We start from the raw sequence: 22,770 nt of genomic DNA on the forward strand, positions 1-22,770 counted from the left end.
GACTGCGAAATGGAAGAAGCAAAGCGTCCGAAACTGTTCGTCAGCCATCATTCGAGCAAATATGACGTCGCGCTCCATGTCGAGAAGGCGCTCGCACGCCACGGTGTCGATTGCTGGATCGCGCCGCGCGATGTCGGCCCCGGCGAAGCCTTCGATACCGCGATCATGCAGGCGATCCGCGATTCGGCAGGCGTCCTCCTCCTCTTCTGCAGCCAGTCGGACAAGAGCCCGCATGTGAAGCGCGAGCTGATCCTCGCCGACAGCGCACACAAGGCGATCATCCCGCTGCGGCTCGAGGAGATCGTTCCCGACGACCTCGCCTATCATCTCGCGAGCGCGCAGTGGATCGACTGGCTGGAAAAGCGCGACGATTCGATCGCGCGCATCGCGGCGAAAGCGCACCAGCTTGCCGGCACCCGCGCTCCCGACAGGACGGAGCCCGCCGCCGCGCCGGCGGCTTCGGCCGCCGCCGACAATCTCCACGCCGCGATCCTGACGCAGGCGTCCGCGCCGGAACCCGCCGCATCCTCGGGCGGGTCGGCCAAGACGCTGATGATCGGCGCGCTGCTCGTTCTGGTCGCGGTGCTGGGCGCCATGCTGTTCCTGCGCGGCGGCGAGGAGAAGAAGGCCGAGCTTGCGACAACGGCGGCCCCCGCTGCCGCTTCACCGGCCGCATCTGCCCCTGCCGCCACTCCGCCCCCGTCGACGACGCCCGCCGAACCGGCAGAAACTACGCCGACAGCGAAGATTCCGCCGAGCTTCAACTGCAAATATGCCGCGACGCGCGCCGAGAAGCTGATCTGCGGCGACGACGAGCTCGCGGCGCTCGATCGCGAACTGAACCGCGCCTACAAGCAGCTCGACCGCACCGCGGGACCGCTGCGCGAGCAGATCGCCGCTGAGCAGCGCGGCTGGCGCATCGGCCAGCGCGACACCTGCGGCGACGCCGCCTGCGTCGCCGACGCAATGCGTCAGCGCATCATCGTCCTCGATTCGCAGCGCGCCTCGCTGGGGAGCGACGAGGGGCAATAGAGCCACCGGCCTCATGCCAATCCGGCGCTTTGACCGGAAGCCGGACGTTAGCACTGCTTGACCGACTGATTACAAGCAGACTCGCAAGATGGAACGATGACGATGACCGACGTGCTGGACGAGGGGCCGTTCTTTCATGGAACGATCGCGGATTTGCGCGTGGGTGATTTCCTCACCGCAGGATACCGGTCCAACTATCGTCCCGAAGTGGTGATGAACCACGTCTATTTCACTTCGATTGTAGACGGTGCCGGGCTTGCCGCCGAAATCGCGGGGGAACTCGCCGGAGGCGGCGCGGTCCCGCGTGTTTATGCCGTGGAGCCGACCGGGACATTCGAGAACGACCCGAACGTGACCGACAAGAAATTTCCCGGTAATCCCACTCGATCTTATCGCAGCAGCGCACCGCTCAAGGTCGTTGGCGAAATCACGCACTGGACCAGATTGACGCCCGAAGCACTGCGGTTGTGGAGGGAAAGACTGACCGCATTGCTCTCCGACGAACGAGGCGAAATCATCAACTGACACGCGGCGGCGCGCTTCTCGTGCTCATTATGCGATCGAAGCGCTCAAAATAGGCGGTCGGCAAACCAACCCAAAGCGGCCGTTCACTCTACTGATATTCCACCGTCACTGGAATGCGCCCGCGATAATCACCGTCGTTCGCGCCGCTCACCTGGAGGCGCCCGCCGAAGCGGAAGATGAGGCGGCCGTCGGGGCCGAGGCGCGGGGCGGCGCCGAGGTCGGTGGCGAGGCCGGTGACGCGCGCCATGCCACCGCTACCGCTTTCGAGATCGACCGAGGCGGGCAGAAAAACGCGCACTTCGGCGCCGGGTTCGCCGCGCACCGTGACGGTGCCGGTCACTGCGAAGCCCCCGAGGTCGCGGACGTCGCCGCTGAGGCGGCGCGCGCCGGTGACGGGGTCGAGTTCTACCGCACCGCCGCCAGCGCCCGCCGCGACGCGACCCATGTCGAGCTGGGTTTCGATGTCGATGCGGAGCGGCGTGTCGGCCTTGCGACTCGGCGCCGCCGGGCCGCTGTCGGGCTTGCCGCACAGCATACACTGTGCCGCGGCCGCCGAAGGGGCGGCGAGGCAGAGGAAAAAAGCGGGCAAAAAGCGCAGTTTCACGGGCGCGGCCATAGCATCGCCATGGTTAATCCGGGGTAAAGCCGCGGGCGCGCTTAGCGGCTGGTGGTGCCCTTCTTTTCGGTCTAACCAGCGCCATGAGCAGCCCGCCGCGCCGTCCCCCGTCCATCCGGCTCAACGCGCTCGCCACGGCGGTGCCCGATCACGACATTCATCAGGCTTTTGTCGACTGGGCGACACCGCGCCTCACCGACGCGCGCGTCCGCGCGCTGTTCGCGCGGATGGCGGCGCGGTCGGGGATCGACCATCGCTGGTCGGTGCTGCCGCCAACGCCCGCAGGCGGCTCGCCGGTCGCGCCGGGCGGCTTTTACGACGTGCCCGGCCTGCCGCCGACCTCGGCGCGGATGGCGGCCTATGCCGACCATGCGCCCGATCTGGCCATGCAGGCGATCGCGGCGCTCGGCGCGGCCTTCGATCCCGCGCGCATCACCCATATCGTCGTCGCAAGCTGCACCGGCTTCGTCGCGCCGGGGATCGATCAGATCCTCGCACGGCGGCTGAAGCTGGCGCCGACGGTCGAGCGCGTGCTGATCGGCTTCATGGGCTGCTATGCCGGGGTCACCGCGCTGCGCACTGCGCGCCATATCGTGCGGTCGCAGAACGAAGCGGTCGTGCTGGTCGTCAGCGTCGAACTGTCGACGCTGCACCTCAGCCTCGCCGACCAGCCCGAGCCGTTGCTCGCGATGCTCCAGTTCAGCGATGGCGCCGCGGCGGGCATCGTGTCGGCGGCGCCCGGCGGGCTCGTCCTGGGCGAGAGCCGCAGCCTCGCGCTCGAAGACAGCGCCGAGCTGATCCGCTGGGACATCGGCGACAAGGGTTTCGAGATGCATCTGTCGGGCGAAGTGCCGGGGCGGCTGCGCGAGGCGTTGGCCAGCCGCGACGTGCAACGCGACCTGTTCGGCACGGCCGGCGCGCCGCCGCTGCTCGCGGTCCACGCCGGCGGGCGTTCGGTGCTCGACGCGGTCGAACATGCGCTCGCGGTGCAGGCGCAGGCTCTCGCCGACAGCCGGTCGGTGCTCGCGCGCTTCGGCAATATGTCGTCGGCGACGATCCTGTTCGTGCTCGCCGCGATGATGGCGCGCGGCGCAAAAGGGCAAGGGATCGCCATCGCCTTCGGCCCCGGCCTCGCCGCCGAAGCGATCCGGTTCGAGGCATGAACCCCTTCACCAGCCTCGCCGGACCGATCGAGCGCGAGGAGGAGATGGACGCGGCCGAGCTTTCGCCCGCGCGCTATGCCAAAGTGCTCGCCGACCTGTCGCGGGTCAATGCGCTGACGCTCGCGCGGCGGCCGACGCTGGGCTTTCTCGACCGCGTTCGCGCGCGTAGCGGCAGTGCAGGGGGCGGCGGGGCAGGGGGAAGCGACGCGAAGCCGTGGCGCATCCTCGACGTCGGGTTCGGCGCGGGCGACATGCTCGCCCGGATCGCGCGCTGGGGCGATGCGCGCGGGGTGGCGCTCGATCTCGTCGGGGTCGATCTCAATCCGAAAAGCGCGCCGGTCGCCGCAGCGCGGCTCGGCGAGCGGGCGCGGCTGATCACCGGCGATTACCGCGATCTGGCGGGGCAGGGGTGGGACATCATTCTGTCGAGCCTCGTCGCCCACCATATGAGCGCCGGGCAGCGCCGCGATTTCCTGCGCTTCATGGATGCCGAATGCGCGCGCGGCTGGCTGGTCAACGATCTTCACCGCCAGCGCCTGCCCTTCGCGGGGTTTCCGCTGCTCGCGCGGCTCGCTTTCGCCGACCCGATCGTGCGGCGCGACGGGCAGCTTTCGGTCGGGCGCAGCTTCCGCCGCGCCGAATGGCAGGCGATGCTCGCCGACGCGCTGCCCGAAACAGCCGCCGAATGCCGCATCTTCCGAAGCTTCCCCTGGCGCCTTTGCGTCGAGCGCGTCCGATGAGCGATGCGCTTATCGTCGGCGCCGGACCCGCCGGGTCGGCGGCGGCGATCGGGCTGGCGGGCGCGGGCGCGAAGGTGCTGCTGCTCGAACGATCGCGCGAGACGGGGGACGCGCTGTGCGGCGGCTTCCTGAGCTGGCGGACGCTCGCACGGCTCGAAGCGCTCGGGATCGACCGCGCCGGGCTCGGCGGGCAGACGGTCACGCGCGTGCGGCTGTTCGCGGGGCGCCGGTCGAGCGAAACGAAGCTGCCCGGCGCAGCGATGGGCGTGTCGCGCCGCCGTCTCGACAGCGCCTTGCAGGCGGCGGCCGTCGCCGCGGGCGCGGGGCTGGAGCGCGGGGTTCACGCGACGGCGCTCGAAGGCGGCGCCGTGCAGACGCGCGACGGCGCGACGCTGACGGCGCCGTCGCTTTTCCTCGCGGCGGGCAAGCATGGCTTTCGCGGATTTCCGCGCGAGCCCACACGCTGGCAGCACGGCGATCCCGTCATCGGCCTGCGGCTGCGGCTTCCCGCGCACCCGGCGCTCGCGCGGCAGGTCGACGATGCGGTCGAGCTTCACCTCTTCGATCGCGGCTATGCGGGGCTGGTGCGGCAGGAGGACGGCAGCGGCAACCTCTGCCTCGCGGTCCATAAATCGCGCCTCGACGAAGCGGGCGGCGAGCCGGCGGCGCTGCTCCGCGCGCTCGGCGACGCGTTGCCGCCGCTCGGTGAACGGCTCACGCAGGCCGACTGGACGCACCCGGTCGATGCGATCGGCCACGTTCCCTATGGCTGGCGGACGACCGATACGATTCCGGGGCTGTTCAAGCTCGGCGATCAGGCCGGCGTCATTCCCAGCCTCGCGGGCGAGGGCATGGGGCTGGCGCTCGCGAGCGCCGAGGCGGCGGTGGCGGCATGGCGGCGCGGCGGCCCCGCGGAAGCGCCCGCTTTCCAGCAGGCCCTCGCCGCCCGCATGGCGCGGCCTTTCGCGCTCGCGAGCCTGATCTGGCGCGCGGGCGAAACTCCGCGCAGCACGGGCCTGTTGACCTCGGTTGCCGTCGCTTTTCCGTCGCTCGTGCGCTTTGTGTCGGAAGCCACGCGCGTCCGCTGAGGGGGAAATGGTTCGCACGAAGACACAAAGACACGAAGAGGCTGATTCGGGCCGATAGGCCCATTGCCTCCCGCACCTTGCGGCTGGCCGCAGCGCCGGAAAGAGGATGCCGCTTCGCGGCAAGCACAACCTCCTTCGTGTCTTTGTGCCTTCGTGCGAACCAAATTCGCCCCGCTTCCCATTCTCCCACGCCATCCGATCGCACCACGGCCTCACTTCCAAGCCCCTTGTCGCGGCAGGGCGCCGGGCCGATATAGGGTCCAGCCGGGCGCCGCACGACGCCGCCGCAAGGAGTTCCGACCATGACCGACCCGCAAACCGATAAGACCCTCGACCCCATGGCGCATCATGTGCTGCGCGAGGGCGGCACCGAACGCGCCTTCACCGGCAAATATACCGACCACAAGGGCGACGGCGTCTATCGCTGCGCCGGCTGCGGCGAGCCTTTGTTCGACAGCCGCACCAAATATAACAGCGGCTCGGGCTGGCCGAGCTATACCGCGCCCGCCACCGCGAGCGCGGTGACCGAACTCACCGACCAGAGCCACGGCATGGTCCGCACCGAAGTGCGCTGCGCGAAATGCGAGGGTCACCTCGGCCATGTCTTTCCCGACGGCCCCGGGCCGACCGGACTGCGCTATTGCATCAACAGCGCGGCGCTTGACTTCGCCGAGCGCGGGCAGGATGAGGCCAAAGCCGGCGAGGGTTGATCCTGCCGGCCTGAAACATCCGGGGCGGAGCGAGGGAAGGATTGTGTTTGCGCCGCGAACGACAGCAGGCATCGGCAGGTAAATCGTCATCGTCGGGCAAGGGCGGCCCGGGCAAAGGAGGGTCCGGCAAGGGCTCGTCCGGCGGCCCGTCGCGCGTCCGGGTCTGGCTCCGGCGGCTGTTCCGCTGGGGGCTCGGCCTTGCCTTCGTCGGCGCGGTCGCGATTGCGGTTGCGGTCGGCATCGCGGTGCAGCGCATCCCGAGCTTCGAGGAGCTCAAGAAATCGCCCGCCGGGCAGACGATCCGCGTCCACGCCGCCGACGGCACCGTCTTTCTGTCGCTCGGCCCCAATTACGGCCGCTGGCTGACCCTGACCGAGACGCCGCAGGTGATGCAGGACGCGATGGTCGCGGTCGAGGATCGCCGTTTTCGCTATCATCCCGGCATCGACCCCGTCGGCATGAGCCGCGCCGCGGTGTTCGCGGTCGAACATTATGGCACCGGCCGCCGGATGCAGGGCGCCTCGACGATCACCCAGCAGCTCGCGCGCAACATCTTCCTGTCGAACAGCTACACCTGGACGCGCAAGGCGCGCGAGATGGTGCTCGCGCTCGCGCTCGAATGGAAATTCTCGAAGGACGAGCTGCTCGAACTCTATCTGAACAAGGTCTATTTCGGCGGCGGCAGCTATGGCATCGATGCCGCCTCGCGGCGCTTCTTCGGGCATAGCGCGACCGAAATGTCTTTGTCGGAGGCCGCGGTGGTCGCGGGACTGGTCAAGGCGCCGTCGCGCTATTCGCCGACCGCCGACGCCGCCGCCGCGCTCGGCCGCTCAGGGGTCGTGCTCGAAACGATGGTCGATGCGGGCTTCATCACCCAGTCGCAGGCCGACAGTGCCAAGCCCGCCGACGTCCAGCTCGCGCAGGAGACCGGGCAGAACAGCGCGCGCTATTTCACCGACTGGGCGCTGCCGCAACTCGACATGCTGATCGACGAGGGCAGCGAGGCGCTCGACGTCTTTACCACGCTCGACCTCGGCATGCAGCGCGCGGCAACCGCGGCGATTCAGGCCGACACGCCGAAAGGCGTGCAGGCGGCGCTGGTGTCGATCGACCGCGACGGCGCGGTGCGCGCGATGGTCGGCGGCACAGACTATGTCGCGTCGAACTATAACCGCGCGACGCAGGCGCTGCGCCAGCCCGGATCGGCGTGGAAGCTGTTCGTCTATATGGCCGCGCTCGAAGCGGGGCATAAGGTCGACGACCAGGTGGTCGACGAGCCGGTGACGATCAACGGCTGGAGCCCGCGCAACTCATCGGGGCGCTTTGCCGGGCCGATGAGCCTGCGTACCGCCTTCGCTTATTCGGTCAACACCGTCGCCGCGAAGCTGGGCGACGAGATCGGCTTTTCGGCGGTCGCTAACATGGCGCGCCGCTTCGGCATCACGACGCCGATCAACACCCATCCCTCGATGGTGCTCGGCAGCGCCGAAGTGCGGGTGATCGACATGACCGCCGCCTTCGCCTCGGTCGCGCGCAAGGGCGTTTCGGCGCAGCCCTACGCGATCACCAAGGTCACCACCGCCGACGGCCGGCTGCTCTATCAGCGGCCGGCCGAGCGCGGGCAGACGCTGGTCGATACATGGGTCGCCGCCGGGATCACCGACCTGCTCCAGACCGCGGTCGCGACCGGCACCGGCCGCGCCGCGCAGATAGGCCGCCCGGTCGCGGGCAAGACCGGCACGACGTCGAGCAACAAGGACGGCTGGTTCCTCGGCTTTTCGAGCGGGCTGACCACCGGCGTCTGGATGGGCCGCGACGATGCGAAGCCGGTCGGCGGTCTGCAGGGCGGCCGCGCGCCGGCCAAGGCCTTTGCCGACTATATGCGCGTCGCGGTCGCGCGGCGCCCGGTCGAGCCCTTCGACACCGAGGTCAAGCTGCCCGAATGGCAGCTCGAGGACGAAGGCGACGCCTATCTGGGCGAGCCGGGCGATGAAGGACTGACCGACGACAATGGTATGCCGATCGAGCTACCCTATGACAGCCGCCCGCCGCAGAGCGACGCGCCGCCCCCGCCGCCGCAGGACGAAGGTCCGGTGCTCAACCAGCAATGGATCGAGGAACAGACCGGCCGCCGCCCGCCGCCGCCCGATGCGAGCGCGACGCCCAAGGCGGTGCCGCAAGGCAAGCTCATCACGATTCCGGCGCCCAAAGCGCCGCCCCCGCCGGCACAGAAAGGGCAGCCGCCGCAGCGCCCGGCGAATGGCGAGGGTAACTAAAGACACGGACGGCGCTGAAAATTCTTCCGTCATTCCCGCGAAAGCGGGAATCCAGCTTTCCCATACCTTTTTCTTCGCGCCTTTGCGCCTTTGCGTGAGATTTCAGAACCTCACGCAAAGGCGCAAAGGCGCGAAGAAAAAGGGAGGAGAATGGCAAAAGCTGGATTCCCGCTTTCGCGGGAATGACGGGAAATAGCTCCCTAGCCGAAGCGATAACGATGCAGTCCGCGCCCCTCGCGCCGCAGCCACGCGCGCGCAGCGCCGACGTCGCCGTCGTGCAGTTCGTCGACCAGCGCGTGAAAAGCCGCGCCATGGTCCATGTGCCGCAGGTGCGCGACTTCGTGCGCGACGGTAGCGCGGCGGACGTGATCGGGCGCCATCACCAGCCGCCAGCTATAGCGCAGGTCGCCGTCATGGGTGCAGCTCCCCCAGCGGCTGCGCGGATCGCCGACCCCGACGCGGCCGACGCGGAGCCCCGCGCGTTCGGCAATCTCACGGCTTTCGCGCGTCATCAGCGCGAGCGCTTCGGCCTTCAGCCAGCGCTCGATGCGGCGGCCGACGGTGTCGGCGGGTCCGCCGACGATCAGCGCATCGTCCGCGAGGCGCACCGCGCGCGGCGCGGCAGCGCTCCAGTCGATCCGGCGCGGCGCCCCGAACAGCGGCACCGCGGCGCCCGGCCCGACGAGCAGCGGCATCGCCGCCTTGCCGACCTGCTCGGCCAGCCAGCCTTGCTGCTCGCTCGCCCATTTGAGCGCGCGCGCCGCATTGGCGCGGCGCGGCAGCGTCAGGCGCAACTCTCCGCGCGCGCCGTCGAAGATCAGCTTGTAACGCCGCGACTGCGCATGATGGACGAGCCGCACCGGCCACGGGGTTTCGCCCACCCAGATCTGCGGGCGCTCGTCGCGAAGATCAGACGACGCGTTCGACAAGATGATTCTCCAGCGGCCCCGCGACATCCTCGGCCACCGTCCAGCCGACGATCGATTCGCCTGCGCGATGCACCGCGTCGCGGTCGCCGCAGACGAGATAATGCCAGTCGGGCAGCGGCTCGCCCTCGGCGCGCAGGCGATAGGCGCAAGTCTGCGGCAGCCATTCGATGTCGGCGACCTTGGCTTTGGTCAGCGTCAGGCAGTCGGGGACGTGGCGGCGGCGGTGCTTGTAGTCGCCGCAGCGCGCGGTCGAAAGGTCGAGCAGGCGGCACGCGACATTGGTCGGATAGATGCGGCCCGTGTCCTCGTCCTCCAGCTTGTGGAGGCAGCATTTGCCGCAGCCGTCGCATAGCGCCTCCCACTCGCCGGCGTCGAGGCTGGCGAGCGGCGCTTCCCAGAAGCGGCGCCCGGCCGGGCTCACTTCACCCACTTCGCCAGCTCGGCCGCGACCTTGTCGGGCGCGCCCTCGTCGGCGTCGGTCGACGGGTCGTCGAGCGGCAGCAGCGCGAGCGGCTTGCCCGCCGGGTCCATCAGGAAGGCAAGCTGGCTGTGCGCCATCAGATAGCGGTCGGGCGCCGACCCCGGCACCTTGTTGTAGGTGACGACATAGGCCTTGGCGACCGCCGCAATCTGTTCGGGGGTGCCGGTCAGGCCGAGCAGCCGCGGGTGATAACGGCTGACGAAGGCCTTGAGCGCCGCGGGCGTGTCGCGCTCGGGGTCGACGGTGATGAACATCGGCGCGACCCTGGCGCCGCGCGCCGGATCGCTCTTTTCGAACGCCGACAGGCCGCGCATCAGCTTTTGCAGATCGACCGGGCAGATGTCGGGGCAATAGCTGTAGCCGAAATAGACGAGGCGGTATTTCCCCGCGAAATCACTGTCGCGCACGGTCTTGCCGTCCTGATCGGTCAGCGTGAACGGCCCGCCGATCTTCGCGCCGGCAAGCGGCGGATCGCCGGCGGGCCCACCCGCCGGGGCGTTGCAGCCCGCCAGCATCGCCGCCGTCAGCAGAAGCAGGCTTGAACGGGCGAGCTTTCGTCCCATGTTTACGATATTCATCATGTGGCCAGCCTTGATCGGCTAAGGCCCGAAAATCAACCATTGTCGTGCGGGGGCGCGTTCCGTTTCGCCGCGTCCGCGACAATTTCGAGGGGGTCGCTTACCATGTTTCGACGCGCGGACATCCGCCTTGCTTCCCTGGCCCTGCTCGCCGCCGCGACGGCGGGCGCGTTGGCGCCCGCGCCGGCATCGGCGCAGTTTCGCGGCGCCTATGGTTTCCTACAGGCGGTCGAAAGCCGCGACGGCAACAAAGCGACCGACGCGCTGAAGGACGACCCTTCCTTCGTCAACACCCGCAACCCCGACACCGGCGAGACCGCGCTGATCATCGTCGCCAAGCGGCGCGACCCAACCTGGCTGCGCTTCCTGATCGGCAAGGATGCCGACCCGTCGATCGCCGACCGGCAGGGCGTGACACCGCTGATGCATTGCGCGCTGCTCAATTTCACCGAGGGTGCCGAGGCGCTGCTCGACGCGAAAGCGCCGGTCGACCAGACGAACCGCCGCGGCGAGACTGCGCTGATCCTCGCGGTGCAGGCGAAGAATGCCGCGATGGTCCGCCTGCTCGTCCGCCACGGCGCGAATCCCGACAAGACCGACCATATCGCCGGCATGTCGGCGCGCGACTATGCCAAGCGCGACGACCGCACCGGCCAGTATCTCGCGCTGCTCGACGCCAAGGCCGACACCGCGCCGCGTGACCCGGGCGCAGTGTTCGGACCGAACTGATTCGCCGGGCGGACGTGTGTCGGGGAAAGATTCGCGCAGAGGCCGCAGAGAACGCAGAGATTTGAAACTCAGCGTGTCCCCGCGAAGGCGGGGACCCATCTCCGGCCGGTTCCATCTTGCACCGGCCGGAGATGGACCCCCGCCTTCGCGGGGGAACAGGATGGTTTAAATCTCTGCGTTCTCTGCGGCCTCTGCGCGAATATATTCTTCCGCCTCCTCGCAATGTGACTCCGGCATTGACTATCACATTATGATGTGAAACAAGCGCCGCATGTCCACACAGCTCATCGAACGCATCCGCGCCATCGTCGAAGACGGCACCATGTCCCGCTCAGGACTTGCTCGCGCCGCGGGTCTCCACGCCAACAGCCTTCGCGACCTCGATTCGGACGGCTGGAACCCCACCGCCGAGACGCTGCGCAAGCTCGAGAACTGGCTCGCGCACGGCAGCGACCTGTCGCCGATGGCGAGCCCCGAGGAGATTATCGCCGAGGCGCGCAACGGCCGCATGTTCATCCTCGTCGACGACGAGGACCGCGAGAATGAAGGCGACCTCGTCATTCCCGCGCAGATGGCGACCCCCGATGCGATCAATTTCATGGCGACCCACGGCCGTGGCCTCGTCTGCCTGACGCTGACACGCAGCCGCGTCGAAACGCTCGGGCTCGAACTGATGAGCCGCCAGAACGGGACGCGGCACGAAACCGCCTTCACCACCTCGATCGAGGCGCGCGAGGGGGTTACCACCGGCATTTCGGCGGGCGACCGCGCGCGCACCGTCGCGGTCGCGATCGATGCGGGCAAGGGCCGCGACGACATCGTCACCCCCGGCCACGTCTTTCCGCTGATCGCACGCGACGGCGGCGTCCTCGTGCGCGCCGGCCATACCGAAGCGTCGGTCGACATCGCGCGGCTCGCCGGGCTCAACCCCTCGGGCGTGATCTGCGAGATCATGAACGACGACGGGACGATGGCCCGGCTGGCCGACCTCATCCCCTTCGCGCGGCGCCACGGGCTGAAGATCGGGACGATCGCCGACCTGATCGCCTATCGCAGCCGCACCGACCGCCTGGTCGAATGCGTGTCCGACGAGCCCTTCGAATCCGATTACGGCGGCGACTGGCGGCTCAAATCCTATCGCAACAAAGTCGACGGTTCGGTCAATCTGGTGCTGCAAAAGGGGCCGGTCGATCCCGAAGGCGTGACCTTGGTGCGGATGCACGCGGTGTCGATCTTCGACGATATCATGGGCCGCCCCGGCCCGAAAAAGCGGCGTCTCCAGCGTTCGATGGACGCGATCGGCGAGGCGGGCGCGGGGGTGATCGTGATGCTGATGCGCCCGCTCCCCGGCTCGGCCGATGCCGAGGCAACCCCGACTCCCGCCGGCGGCATGGACCTGCGCACTTACGGTATCGGCGCGCAGATTCTCGCCGACCTCGGCGTCCATGCGATGGAATTGCTGACCCCCACCCATAGCAATATCGTCGGCCTCGAAGGCTATGGCCTGTCGGTCGTCGGCGAACGGTCGATCCCCGGAGAAGCCTGACCCGCCGGTGAGCCAGTCGCTGGGCATCGGCTTCGCGGTCGTCGCCGCGCTGACCACCGCTTCGTCGCACGCCATGCTCAAGTCGGGCGAGGACCAGGAAGCGGTGCGCGCGCTGTGCGGCGCGACCTGGGCGGCCGCGGCGGCCGGTCCTTTGCTCTTCCTCGGTTGGCCGACCCCGGCGATGCTGCCGTGGCTCGCCGGGGCGGTGGTCCTGCACAGCGTCTATTCGCTGGTGCTCACGCGTTCCTACACGCTCAACGATTTCTCGGTCGCCTTTCCGATCGCGCGGGGCACCGCGCCGCTCGTCGCGATCGGCGCCAGCGCCCTGCTGTTCGGCGAGATTCCCGGGCTAGCGGAGACCGCGGGCGTGACCGCGATCAGCGCCGGCATCCTGTCGCTGTCGGCTGGCGGCCGCATCGGGCGCGCCGGGCTGATCGCCGCGCTGACGGCGGGCGTATTGACCGCCGCCTATACCGTCGTCGACGCGGGCGGGATGCGCGCGAGCGATGGGGTTCTGCCCTTTCTCTGCTGGTTCTTCTTCGCGACCGGAAGCGCGCTGCTGCTCCAGTTCCGCCTCGTCGCGGGCCCGGCCGCCGCCGCACGCCTCACCCGCAACCTCAGGCCGGGGATCGCCGCGGGCGGCCTCGCCATCGTCAGTTTCGGATCGACGCTCGTCGCCTTGCGCTATGCCCCCGTCGCCGCGGTCAGCGCGCTGCGCGAAACCTGCATCCTCGTCAGCATCCTGATCGCCTGGGTGTGGATGAAGGAGCGCGTCACGCTGCACAGCCTGACCGCCGCCGTGCTGATCGCGGCGGGCGCCCTGCTTTTGCTGCTTTCGCATCTCGTCCCACCCGCTTAAGGAGTCCGTCATGGCCCATATATTGATCGTCGAAGCCCGCTTCTATTCGCACCTCAACGACATGCTGCTCGACGGCGTGCGCAGCGCGCTCGACGCCGCGGGGCACAGCCACGAGACGGTGACCGTTCCCGGCGCGCTTGAGGTTCCCGCCGCCATTTCGCTTGCCGCTGATAGTTCGCGCTACGACGCCTATGTCGCGCTCGGCGTGGTGATTCGCGGCGAGACCTATCATTTCGAGGTCGTCTCGAACGAAAGCGCGCGCGGCATCATGGCGCTGACGCTCGACGGCCTGGCGATCGGCAACGGCATCCTGACCGTCGAGAATGAGGAGCAGGCGCTTGCGCGCGCCGACAAGACGCGCAAGGACAAGGGCGGCGAAGCGGCGAAGGCCGCGCTCGCGATGCTGGCTTTGAAGGAACAATTCGGCATTGGCTGATCGACCGCCCCCCGGCCGCTATTCCGTCGTCGAGCGCGGCGGGCGGCTGGTGGTCATCGATCGCGAGACCGGCCGCACCCCGCCGAGCGCCGCCGAGCGCATGGCCGACTATGACCGGCGGATGGGCAACGAGCCGGCGCTTCCCGCGGCGCAGCGATTTCCTACCGATGCCTTCGCCGATCCATCGGCTCCGGTCGTCGAACAGGTGATCGAGCCGCCCGCGCCCCCCGTGAGCGACCGGATGGTGGCGACCGTGGCGGCGATGAACCGCAAGCAGCCGTGGAAGGATCAGCGGCCCGCTGCCGGCCCCGCGCGCATCGCGCAGCGCCCCCAGCCGCGACCCCAATCGGGCGCAAAGCCCGGCGCCCGCAAGACGATCGTCACCGGCAAATGGTGGGACGCCAAGGGACCGCGAACGATCGAGCTCGGCCCCAAGGGGCAGCAGGTGCTCAGCGGCGGATTCGCGACGCTCTTCTTCGTGGCGCTGATCGCCGCGGTCGTGGCTCTGCTCGTTGCCCCGATTCTGCTTTTCTTCGCCGCCTTCCTGCTCTTTCGCTTCGGCGGCAAGATATTGGGGCCGATCGGCGCCGGGATCGTCGACAAGGCGCTGGCGGAGAAGGGGTAACAGCCCGTCGTCAAAGAGCCGCGTGTCCCCGCGAAGGCGGGGACACACCGAACTATTGTTCTATCCGGCCTAAGCCGCCACCAGCGCCGGATAATCGGTGTAACCCTCCGGCCCCGGCGAATACCAGGTCTGCGGATTGTCGGCGGCCCATTCGGCGCCGGTGCGGATGCGCTCGACGAGGTCGGGGTTGCCGATGAACGGCCGGCCGAAGGCGACCGCATCGGCGGCGCCGCTCGCCAGCGCCTCCTCGGCGAGCGCGGCGGTGTAATCGCTGTTGAGGATCAGCAGCCCCTTGAACGCGTCGCGGATCGCGGGCGACTGCTTGGGCACGTCGGTGCGCCCGAACGTGCCCTCGGGCCCGGGCTCGCGCAGTTCGAGAAAGGCGATACCGAGTGCATCGAGCGCCGCCGCCGCCGCGGGGAAGAGCTTTTCGGGCGCGCTGTCGTCGACACCCTGGGTTTCGCCGTTGGGCGACAGGCGCACCGCGACGCGGTCCTTGCCCCAGACGCCGATCAGCGCCTCGGTCACTTCGCGGAGCAGGCGGATGCGGTTCTCGACCGGCCCGCCATAATCGTCGTCGCGCAAATTGCTGTTGTCGCGCAGAAACTGGTCGATCAGATAGCCGTTGGCGCCGTGAAGCTGCACCCCGTCGAACCCGGCTTTCTTCGCATTGTCGGCCGCCTTGACATAATCGGCGATCACGCGCGGAATCTCGTCGAGCCGCAGCGGCCGGGCTTCCTCCAGATCGCGGCGCCCGACCGGCGTATGCGCGCGGCCCTCGCCCTTCGTGGCCGACGCCGAAACGGGCCGCTTGCCGTCGTTGAACACCGAATGGACGAGCCGCCCCATGTGCCAGAGCTGCGCGACGATGCGCCCGCCCGCGGCGTGGACCGCGTCGGTCACCGGCTTCCAGCCTTCGACCTGCGCGTCGGTCCACAGGCCCGGCGCGCTCGGCCAGCCGAGCCCTTCCTGCGAGATGCCGGTGGCTTCGGAAATGATCAGCCCGGCGGAGGCACGCTGGCGGTAATAGTCGCGCGCCAGTTCGTTCGGCACGAAACCCGGCCCGGCGCGGCCGCGCGTCAGCGGCGCCATGATGATGCGATTCGGCGCCTCGATGGCCCCCAGCTTGATCGGGTCGAACAGTGATGCGGTCATGCTTTTCCACCTTTCACTTTTATCCGCGACGCCTTGGCCGGTCGCCGCTATGGCCCGCGAAGCTATGGTCGTCGCGGCGCCGGCACAATGGTGGGTAGCAAAAGAAAATCTAAATGAGCAACAAGAGCGATAGTGTGGACAGCACGCCCGTGGCCGCGACCGTCAATCGCTGGGCCTTCGCGGCGCTTCTCGGCGGCAATCTCGCGCTGTCGTTGACCGCACTGGTCGTGCGCTTCGCCGACACCGGCCCGGTCGCGGCGGGCGTATGGCGGCTGTCACTCGCGCTGCCGGTGCTGCTCGCGTTCGCCTGGCGCGAGACCGGCGGGCGCCTGCCCTCGCCGCGCGCGCTCTGGATCGCGACCGGCGCGGGACTCTTCTTCGCCTTCGATCTCGCCGCCTGGCACCTCGGCATCCTGCAGACCAAGGTCGCCAACGCGACATTGTTCGGCAACAGCGCCAGCCTGCTGCTCGTGATCTGGGGGATCATGCTGTCGCGGACGTGGCCGCGCGGCTGGCAGGCGCTCGCGATCTTCCTCGCCTTTGCGGGGTCGGCGCTGCTGATGGGGCAGAGCTATGAAGCGTCGGCCGCCTATCTGGTCGGCGACCTGCTCAGCCTGCTCGCGGGCGCGCTCTACACCGGCTATGTGCTGATGATGCAGCGCGTGCGCGGCGAGGTCGGCGCCTGGTCGGCGCTCGCCATTTCGTCGGGTGCGGGCATCCCCGTGCTGCTCGTCACCGCGCTCGCGCTCGGCGAGACGATCCTGCCGCACGACTGGACGCCGCTGCTCACCCTCGCGCTGATGAGCCAGCTCGTCGGCCAGGGCTTGCTGATCTGGGCGCTGCCGCGCTTTTCGCCGCTCGTCGTCGGGCTCACCCTGCTCGTCCAGCCGGTCGTCGCGGCGGTCGCGGGCTGGCTGGTCTTCGGCGAGACGCTGAGCCTGTGGGAGATCGCCGGCGGCGCGATGGTCGCCGCCGCGCTCGTGCTGATTCGGTTGCCGAGCCGCGCCGCGCGGCCTATCTGATGGTCATGGCCGACACCCTTCCCGCCGATCCGACGCTCGACGAGATTCGCGCCGCGCTCGCACCGTTGATCGCCGAGACGGCGGCGTTCGACGGCTTCAGCGACGCGGCGCTGACCGACGCCGCGCGGCGCGCCGGGGTCGATCCCGACGTCGCCCGCCTCGCCTTTCCCGGCGGCGGACGCGACATGGTCGACGCCTGGTTCGCGAGCATCGACGCGGCGATGGCCGACCGTTGGCCCGCCGAGAAGCTCTCGACGCTCAAGATTCGCGAGCGGATCACGACGCTCGTCGAAACGCGCATCGACCTGCTCGCCGGAACCCGCGAATCGCTCCGCCGCGCGCTCGCCCTGCTCGCGCTGCCGGCGAACGCCCCGCACGCCGCGAAGCTCGGCTGGCGCGCCGCCGACCTGATGTGGCGGCTCGCGGGCGACACCGCGACCGATTACAACCACTATAGCAAGCGCGCGATCCTCGGCGCGGTCTATGGCTCGTCGATGGCGGTGCTTCTCAACGACGAAAGCGAAAGCTTCGCCGACACCCGCGCCTTCCTCGCCCGGCGCATCGACAGCGTGATGCGCTTCGAGGCGTGGAAACACCGCCGCGCCTCGCGCAGCATCGAACGCCCCAGCCTCGCCCGCTTCGTCGGCCGCCTGCGCTATCCGGGGCGCTGAACCGCAAATTGCAAACAGGGCTGGCGTTCGCCTGCTGTTATTGATAATCGCTCGCAAATGATCGCGAAGCTCGATTCCTCGCCGCTCGGTATCGCCGTGCGCATCGCCCGCATCGACTGGAACGCCATGTCGCAGGACGAAGGGCGGCGCCTGCGCGAATTTGGGCTGCTCGAAGGGTGCGAAATCACGCCGCGCCATCGCGGCAGCATCTTTTCGCGCGACCCGCTCGCGCTGACGATCGGGCGGATGCAGGTGATCATCCGCGCGAAGCAGGCCGCGGCGATCGAGGTCGAACCGGCCGCATGAAACGCATGATATGACCGGCGCCATCCCCTCCATCGCCCTCGTCGGCAATCCCAATGCCGGCAAGTCGAGCCTGTTCAACGCGCTGACCGGCGCGCGGCAGAAGATCGCCAATTATCCCGGCGTCACCGTCGAGCGAAAGGCGGGGCATGCAAGCTTCGCCGACGGCCGCCCGCTGTCGCTGATCGACCTTCCCGGCACCTACAGCCTCACCCCCGCGAGCCTCGACGAAGCGGTGACGCGCGACGTCGTGCTCGGCAAGCAGGCGGGCGAGGCGCGCCCCGACGCGCTGATCGTCGTCGTCGATGCCGCGAACCTCGACAATCATCTCTGCTTCGCGCTCGAACTGATCGCGCTCGGCCTGCCGACGGTGATCGCGCTCAACATGCTCGACCTTGCGACACGCGACGGGCTGACGCTCGACCCCGAGCGATTGTCGCGCGAGCTCGGCGTCCCCGTCGTCCCGACCGTCGCGGTGCGCAAGCGCGGGCTTGCCGAGCTGCTCGAGGCGGTGGATGGCGCAATCGCCGCGCACCAGCCGCGCGCCGCAGTGGCGCCGCCGCCGAACGATGCGTCGCTGCACCAGCGCGCCCGCGCGATCGCGCGTGCCGCGACGGTCGACGAGACGCCGGTGCGCCGATGGACCCAGCGCGTCGATTCGGTCGTGCTTCACCCGGTCGCCGGGCTCGTCATCCTGCTCGCGCTGATGTTCGTGATGTTCCAGGCGGTCTATGCCGCCGCCGAAGCCCCCGCCGATTTTCTCGAAAGCGGGATCGGCGTGCTGCAGGGCTGGGTCGTCGACGTCCTGCCCGACGGCTTCCTGCGCGGGCTGATCGTCGAGGGGCTGCTCGCGGGCGTCGGCGCGGTGATCGTGTTCCTGCCGCAGATATTGATCCTCTTCCTCTTCATCCTGCTGCTCGAGGCGTCGGGCTATATGACCCGCGCCGCCTTCCTGATGGACGGACTGATGGGCAAGGTAGGGCTGTCGGGGCGCGGCTTCATTCCCTTGCTCTCCAGCTTCGCCTGCGCGGTGCCCGGGATCATGGCGACGCGGTCGATCCCCGACGAGAAGGACCGGCTGACGACGATCCTGATTGCGCCGCTGATGACCTGTTCGGCGCGAATGCCCGTCTACACGCTGGTCATCGGCGCCTTCATTCCCGCGCGGGGCGTCGGCGGCTCGCCGGTCGGGTTGCAGGGCCTCGTCCTCTTCGGCCTGTTTTTGAGCGGCATCGTCGGCGCGCTGCTCGTCGCGTGGGTTCTTCGCCGTTCGGTGACCAAAGGCAATGCCGCGGGCTTCATGATGGAGATGCCGCGCTATCAATGGCCGCGGCTGAACGACATCGCCATCGCGCTGTGGCAGCGCGCGTGGATCTTCCTGCGCCGCGCGGGCACGATCATCGCGATGACGACGGTGGTGCTGTGGCTGCTGCTGAGCTTTCCCAAGGCGCCTGCGGACAGCGACGTGCGCCAGGTCGACTACAGCGTCGCGGGCCATATCGCGAGCGGGCTGGAGGTCGTCGTGAAGCCGATCGGTTTCAACCACGACATCGCGCTGGCGCTGATCCCGGCGATGGCGGCGCGCGAGGTCGCGGTCTCCGCGCTCGCCACCGCCAATGCGATCGACGCCGGCGACGACGAGGAAGCGGTGGCGATGTCGCTCGGCGAGCGCCTCCAGGGCCGCTGGAGCCTCGCGACCGCGCTCGCCTTCCTCGCCTGGTTCGTCTTCGCGCCGCAGTGCATTTCGACGATCGCCATCACACGGCGCGAGACCAACGGGTGGAAATGGCCGCTGTTCATGGTTGGCTATTTGTTCGCACTCGCCTATGCCGCTGCTGGTATCACTTACTGGACGGCCGTCGCCTTCGGACTCGGCTGATCCTCCCCAACTTCAAGCGGAGCGGAGCGGCGATGGCTGGCAGCGTCAACAAGGTAATTCTCATCGGCAATCTGGGTGCCGATCCCGAAATCAAGTCGTTCCAGAACGGCGGCAAGATCGCCAATATCCGCATCGCGACCAGCGAACAGTGGAAGGACCGGATGACCGGCGAGCGCAAGGAGCGCACCGAATGGCATAATGTCGTGATCAACGGCGAAGGGCTGGTCGGCGTCGTCGAGCGCTACCTCAAGAAGGGCTCGAAGGTTTATATCGAAGGCTCGCTTCGCACCCGCAAGTGGCAGGACCGCGACGGCAACGACCGCTATACGACCGAAGTCGTGATCGCCGGCATGGGCGGCACCCTCACCATGCTCGACGGCGCACCGGGCGGCGGCGGTGGTTCGCGCGGCGGCGGCGATAGCTGGGGCCAGGGCGGAGGCTCGGGAGGCTCGGGCGGCGGCTGGGATCAGGGCGCCTCGTCCGGCGGCGGAAGTGCGGGCAGCGGCTGGAACCAGGGCGGTGGCGGCTCGGGCGGCGGCAGCCGTCCGCCCTTCGACGACGATCTGGACGACGACGTTCCGTTCTGAGGCTCTGACCCATGGCGAGTGACCTGCTGACCGCCGCGGACGTCGCGCGCGGCGTGTGCCGGCTGTTCGCGCAGCAGGGGCTGGTCGCGATCCCCGAGGTGACGCTGCCCAACGGCCGCCGCACCGACCTCACCGCGATCGACGCCAGGGGCAACATCACGATCGTCGAGATCAAGGTCAGCCGCGCCGACCTGCACGGCGATGGCAAATGGCCCGATTATTGCGACTGGTGCGACCGCTTCTATTGGGCGCTTGCCGCGGGGCTCGACCCCGCCATCCTCGAAACCGAGGGTTACCGCCCCGAAAGCTCGGGGCTGATCGTCGCCGACCGCTATGGCGCCGCGGTAGTCCGCGAAGCGGCGAGCTGCAACCTCGCCCCCGCGCGCCGCAAGGCCGAACTGCTCCGCATCGGCCGCCTCGCGATGCGCCGCTCGATGATCATCGCGGACCCCGAGCTGGCAGGGCCATGGGGTGAGGGCATTTAGATTATCTCACGCAAAGGCGCGAAGGCGCAAAGAGGGCGAGCATGGCGGCGGCGACGTTCTTGATCATTGAATGGGCCGGACTTTGTCCGGTCAATCTCCAATGAGCTACATTTTGCCTAGGAAAATACGCCGCGGCTGCGCGCGCCCTCTTTGCGTCTTTGTGTGAGATTAACCTTCTTCGCGCCTTCGCGCCTTCGCGCCTTTGCGCGAGATTTATAAAAAAGCCGCGCTCACCCCCGCGCCTGCATCCGCGCCAGATAGCGCGCGAGAACGTCGATCTCCAGATTGACCGGCCGCCCCGCCGCGGCTTCATCCAGCGTCGTCATCTCCTGTGTATGCGGGATGATGTTGAGCGTGAAATGCGCGGTGCCGTCGGGTTGATCGACAACCTCGTTCACCGTCAGCGACACGCCGTCGAGGGTGATCGATCCCTTGGGCGCGATATGCGGCGCGAGCGACGCGGGCGCTTCGATCGTCAGCTTGACGCTGTCGCCCACCGGCTCGACCGCGACGATCCGGCCGACTGCGTCGACATGGCCGGTGACGATATGGCCGCCGAGTTCGTCGCCGACGCGCAGCGCGCGTTCGAGGTTGAGGCGGCGCCCCGCGTCCCACATCCCCGGCGCGGTGCGCGCGAGCGTTTCGGCGCTCGCGTCGATCGCGAACCAGTCGCCCGGACCGTTGCTGTCCGCATCGACGCCCTTATCGACGACGGTCAGGCACGCACCCGAACAGGCGATCGACGCGCCGAGGTCGATACTGCCCACATCGTAGCTGGTGCCGATGACGAGCCGGGTGTCGCCGCGGTCCTCATGGGTCAATATGGTGCCGATGTCGGTAATGATGCCGGTGAACATAGAAGCCTTAATCCCTTCGCACCCGCTCGTAGACGTCGAGCCGGTCGCTGCCAAGCATCCGGCTGTCGGTAAGGCGCCAGCGGCCGTGCGCCGCGGCCAGATCGGTGAGGCCGATGTCGCCGAGCGCGGCTTGGCCGCCGCCGATCAGGATCGGCGCGCGATAGAGGAGCAGCCGGTCGACGCGGTCGGCGGCAAGGAACGCCGACGCCGCGCCGGCGCCGCCTTCGATCAGCACCGAATCGACGCCGTCGATCGCTTCGGGCGAAGCGATCGCGGTCCATCCTTCGGGCGCTGACCCGTGCGTCAGGAGCAATTTGCGCGGGCTGCGCGCTTCGAGCCCGGGCAGCCGCACGTCGAGCCGCGGCGCATCGGCCGCGACCGTCCCGCGCCCAACGAGGATCGCCTGATGCATCGCACGCTCGAGATGCCCGTGCGCGCGCGCGCGGTCGCCGGTGATCCAGCGGCTCGCCCCGTCGGCCATCGCAATGCAGCCGTCGAGCGAGGTGGCGAGCTTGAGCGTGACGAAGGCACGCCCCGCGTGCTGCCGCGTCCACCATGGCGCCATCGCGGCGCACGCCTCGGCGGGCAGCACGCCCTCGACGACCTCGATCCCCGCCGCGCGCAGCCGCGCGAGCCCGGCGCCGTCGGTGCGTGGATCGGGATCGCGCGCCGCGATCACCACGCGGGCGAGCCCGGCTGCGACCAGCAGGTCGCTGCACGCCGGGCCGCGGTCGCTGGCGTGGGCGCAAGGTTCGAGGCTGACATAGGCGGTCGCTCCCCGCGCGGCGTCCCCCGCCGCCGCAAGCGCGACCGCTTCGGCGTGCGGGCGGCCGCCGGCCTGGGTCCAGCCGCGCGCGACCACCTTGCGGTCCCTGACGATCAGGCAGCCGACATTGGGGTTCGGCGCCGCAGCCGGCCGCCCGCGCCGCGACAGCGCGATGGCGGCGGCCATCCAGTCGGCGTCGGTTGGCGGCGCGGGCCGCATCAGGGCCGGTTTTGTCCCGCCGGAGCCGATTGCGGCCCGCGCGCCGCACGTTCGGCCAGCGTCGAGCGCGTCTTCACAGGCTCGGGCTTCTTCATCGCCGCCGCCGCCGCGGCATCGCCCAACGTCTCGCGCGTCACACGGTCGGCTTCGGTCGAATCATAGTCGACCCCCAGGCTTTTCGCGAGCCGCTGATATTCGGCGCGCTTTTCGGCATTGAGGCGCGTCGTCTCCTTCGCCCGCGCGACCCAGTCGGCGCGAATCTCACCCTCGCTTCGCGTCGCCTTCCAATTTTCGAAATAGATGATCTGCGGCTTCGGCTTCTCATAAGGGATCAGATATTCCGAGACGCCGTGGAAAATGACCCACGTCAGCGCGAGCGCGACGCCCCAGATCGCCCAGCGATGCGGGCGCGGTTCGCGGATATAGCCCCAGAAATCACTGAGGCCGCCGGTGACATCCACTTTGTTGAACATTCGCATGGCCCCAATTTAGG

General features: G+C 68.9%; 26 protein-coding genes. 18 read left to right on the forward strand and 8 right to left on the reverse strand.

What is annotated here, in order from left to right:
* The first annotated feature begins 9 nt into the window (after positions 1–9).
* Both VHO04_RS10440 and arr read left to right on the forward strand, forming a co-directional pair.
* Positions 10–1,032 (forward strand): TIR domain-containing protein, encoded by a 1,023-nt coding sequence (locus VHO04_RS10440; RefSeq protein WP_329628274.1) that lies wholly within the window; start codon positions 10–12, stop codon positions 1,030–1,032.
* 96 nt (positions 1,033–1,128) lie between these two features.
* Entirely contained in the window at positions 1,129–1,557 is a 429-nt protein-coding gene (arr, locus tag VHO04_RS10445; RefSeq protein ID WP_414713103.1) for an NAD(+)--rifampin ADP-ribosyltransferase, read from the forward strand.
* Between the two features lie 88 nt (positions 1,558–1,645).
* On the opposite strand, the gene VHO04_RS10450 is transcribed toward arr, so the two are convergent.
* Positions 1,646–2,173 carry a DUF4402 domain-containing protein gene (locus VHO04_RS10450; protein ID WP_329628276.1) on the reverse strand — a complete coding sequence of 176 codons (528 nt, stop codon included), beginning with the start codon at positions 2,171–2,173 and terminating at the stop codon, positions 1,646–1,648.
* An 83-nt stretch (positions 2,174–2,256) separates the two neighbouring features.
* Between VHO04_RS10450 and VHO04_RS10455 the strand changes: the two genes are divergently transcribed.
* The 5 genes from VHO04_RS10455 (at position 2,257) to VHO04_RS10475 (ending at position 8,150) form a co-directional block, all read left to right on the forward strand.
* Positions 2,257–3,336, forward strand: a complete 1,080-nt coding sequence (locus VHO04_RS10455) for a type III polyketide synthase (protein ID WP_329628277.1) — start codon at positions 2,257–2,259, stop codon at positions 3,334–3,336.
* Positions 3,333–4,076 carry a methyltransferase domain-containing protein gene (locus VHO04_RS10460; protein ID WP_329628278.1) on the forward strand — a complete coding sequence of 248 codons (744 nt, stop codon included), beginning with the start codon at positions 3,333–3,335 and terminating at the stop codon, positions 4,074–4,076. Before VHO04_RS10455 ends, VHO04_RS10460 begins: the two co-directional genes overlap by 4 nt.
* Positions 4,073–5,164, forward strand: a complete 1,092-nt coding sequence (locus VHO04_RS10465) for an NAD(P)/FAD-dependent oxidoreductase (protein ID WP_329628279.1) — start codon at positions 4,073–4,075, stop codon at positions 5,162–5,164. The genes VHO04_RS10460 and VHO04_RS10465 overlap by 4 nt, the downstream gene beginning before the upstream one ends.
* Positions 5,165–5,466: 302 nt before the next feature.
* Positions 5,467–5,874, forward strand: coding sequence for a peptide-methionine (R)-S-oxide reductase MsrB (gene msrB / locus VHO04_RS10470; protein ID WP_329628280.1), 408 nt, complete (start codon positions 5,467–5,469; stop codon positions 5,872–5,874).
* A 176-nt stretch (positions 5,875–6,050) separates the two neighbouring features.
* Complete coding sequence (locus tag VHO04_RS10475) at positions 6,051–8,150, forward strand: PBP1A family penicillin-binding protein (protein WP_329628327.1); 2,100 nt, start codon at positions 6,051–6,053, stop codon at positions 8,148–8,150.
* Positions 8,151–8,350: 200 nt separating this feature from the next.
* On the opposite strand, the gene VHO04_RS10480 is transcribed toward VHO04_RS10475, so the two are convergent.
* Genes VHO04_RS10480 through VHO04_RS10490 form a run of 3 tightly spaced genes read right to left on the reverse strand, consistent with a single transcriptional unit; the run spans position 8,351 to position 10,141 of the window.
* Positions 8,351–9,079, reverse strand: coding sequence for a M48 family metallopeptidase (locus tag VHO04_RS10480; RefSeq protein WP_414713104.1), 729 nt, complete (start codon positions 9,077–9,079; stop codon positions 8,351–8,353).
* Entirely contained in the window at positions 9,060–9,500 is a 441-nt protein-coding gene (locus VHO04_RS10485; RefSeq protein ID WP_329628281.1) for a YcgN family cysteine cluster protein, read from the reverse strand. The genes VHO04_RS10480 and VHO04_RS10485 overlap by 20 nt, the downstream gene beginning before the upstream one ends.
* Positions 9,497–10,141, reverse strand: a complete 645-nt coding sequence (locus tag VHO04_RS10490) for an SCO family protein (protein ID WP_329628282.1) — start codon at positions 10,139–10,141, stop codon at positions 9,497–9,499. Before VHO04_RS10490 ends, VHO04_RS10485 begins: the two co-directional genes overlap by 4 nt.
* 102 nt (positions 10,142–10,243) lie before the next feature.
* On the opposite strand from VHO04_RS10490, the gene VHO04_RS10495 reads away from it, so the two are divergent.
* From VHO04_RS10495 to VHO04_RS10515, 5 genes are all read left to right on the forward strand, one after another.
* A complete protein-coding gene (locus VHO04_RS10495) occupies positions 10,244–10,867 on the forward strand; it encodes an ankyrin repeat domain-containing protein (RefSeq protein ID WP_329628283.1) in 624 nt (207 codons plus the stop codon).
* A 271-nt stretch (positions 10,868–11,138) separates the two neighbouring features.
* Positions 11,139–12,413 carry a 3,4-dihydroxy-2-butanone-4-phosphate synthase gene (gene ribB, locus VHO04_RS10500; protein ID WP_329628284.1) on the forward strand — a complete coding sequence of 425 codons (1,275 nt, stop codon included), beginning with the start codon at positions 11,139–11,141 and terminating at the stop codon, positions 12,411–12,413.
* A gap of 7 nt (positions 12,414–12,420) precedes the next feature.
* Positions 12,421–13,272, forward strand: a complete 852-nt coding sequence (locus tag VHO04_RS10505; RefSeq protein WP_329628285.1) for a DMT family transporter — start codon at positions 12,421–12,423, stop codon at positions 13,270–13,272.
* Between the two features lie 10 nt (positions 13,273–13,282).
* A complete protein-coding gene (gene ribH, locus VHO04_RS10510) occupies positions 13,283–13,708 on the forward strand; it encodes a 6,7-dimethyl-8-ribityllumazine synthase (protein ID WP_329628286.1) in 426 nt (141 codons plus the stop codon).
* Entirely contained in the window at positions 13,701–14,333 is a 633-nt protein-coding gene (locus VHO04_RS10515) for a hypothetical protein (RefSeq protein ID WP_329628287.1), read from the forward strand. The genes ribH and VHO04_RS10515 overlap by 8 nt, the downstream gene beginning before the upstream one ends.
* A 69-nt stretch (positions 14,334–14,402) precedes the next feature.
* Here the strand turns inward: VHO04_RS10515 and VHO04_RS10520 are convergent, their stop codons facing one another.
* Complete coding sequence (locus VHO04_RS10520) at positions 14,403–15,488, reverse strand: alkene reductase (protein ID WP_329628288.1); 1,086 nt, start codon at positions 15,486–15,488, stop codon at positions 14,403–14,405.
* Between the two features lie 113 nt (positions 15,489–15,601).
* Here VHO04_RS10520 and VHO04_RS10525 point away from each other — a divergent pair, with 113 nt between their 5' ends.
* The 6 genes from VHO04_RS10525 to VHO04_RS10550 are packed head-to-tail and all read left to right on the forward strand — an operon-like array spanning position 15,602 to position 20,435.
* The gene (locus VHO04_RS10525; protein ID WP_329628289.1) at positions 15,602–16,510 is read left to right on the forward strand and encodes a DMT family transporter; all 909 of its coding nucleotides are present in this window, start codon (positions 15,602–15,604) and stop codon (positions 16,508–16,510) included.
* A 5-nt stretch (positions 16,511–16,515) separates the two neighbouring features.
* Positions 16,516–17,181, forward strand: coding sequence for a COQ9 family protein (locus VHO04_RS10530; protein ID WP_414713105.1), 666 nt, complete (start codon positions 16,516–16,518; stop codon positions 17,179–17,181).
* A 57-nt stretch (positions 17,182–17,238) separates the two neighbouring features.
* Positions 17,239–17,487 (forward strand): FeoA family protein, encoded by a 249-nt coding sequence (locus VHO04_RS10535; protein WP_329628291.1) that lies wholly within the window; start codon positions 17,239–17,241, stop codon positions 17,485–17,487.
* A gap of 10 nt (positions 17,488–17,497) precedes the next feature.
* Complete coding sequence (gene feoB, locus VHO04_RS10540) at positions 17,498–19,363, forward strand: ferrous iron transporter B (protein WP_329628292.1); 1,866 nt, start codon at positions 17,498–17,500, stop codon at positions 19,361–19,363.
* 32 nt (positions 19,364–19,395) lie between these two features.
* Positions 19,396–19,950 (forward strand): single-stranded DNA-binding protein, encoded by a 555-nt coding sequence (gene ssb / locus VHO04_RS10545; RefSeq protein ID WP_329628293.1) that lies wholly within the window; start codon positions 19,396–19,398, stop codon positions 19,948–19,950.
* A gap of 11 nt (positions 19,951–19,961) precedes the next feature.
* A complete protein-coding gene (locus VHO04_RS10550; RefSeq protein ID WP_329628294.1) occupies positions 19,962–20,435 on the forward strand; it encodes an MmcB family DNA repair protein in 474 nt (157 codons plus the stop codon).
* 230 nt (positions 20,436–20,665) lie between these two features.
* On the opposite strand, the gene VHO04_RS10555 is transcribed toward VHO04_RS10550, so the two are convergent.
* Genes VHO04_RS10555 through VHO04_RS10565 form a run of 3 tightly spaced genes read right to left on the reverse strand, consistent with a single transcriptional unit; the run spans position 20,666 to position 22,756 of the window.
* Positions 20,666–21,292 (reverse strand): riboflavin synthase, encoded by a 627-nt coding sequence (locus VHO04_RS10555; RefSeq protein WP_329628295.1) that lies wholly within the window; start codon positions 21,290–21,292, stop codon positions 20,666–20,668.
* Positions 21,293–21,299: 7 nt separating this feature from the next.
* Positions 21,300–22,244 (reverse strand): bifunctional diaminohydroxyphosphoribosylaminopyrimidine deaminase/5-amino-6-(5-phosphoribosylamino)uracil reductase RibD, encoded by a 945-nt coding sequence (gene ribD / locus VHO04_RS10560; RefSeq protein WP_329628329.1) that lies wholly within the window; start codon positions 22,242–22,244, stop codon positions 21,300–21,302.
* A 32-nt stretch (positions 22,245–22,276) separates the two neighbouring features.
* Entirely contained in the window at positions 22,277–22,756 is a 480-nt protein-coding gene (locus VHO04_RS10565; protein WP_329628296.1) for a hypothetical protein, read from the reverse strand.
* Between the last annotated feature and the right edge of the window lie 14 nt (positions 22,757–22,770).

Source organism: Sphingopyxis sp. (genome assembly GCF_036261875.1).
In the GTDB taxonomy this organism is placed as follows: domain Bacteria; phylum Pseudomonadota; class Alphaproteobacteria; order Sphingomonadales; family Sphingomonadaceae; genus Sphingopyxis.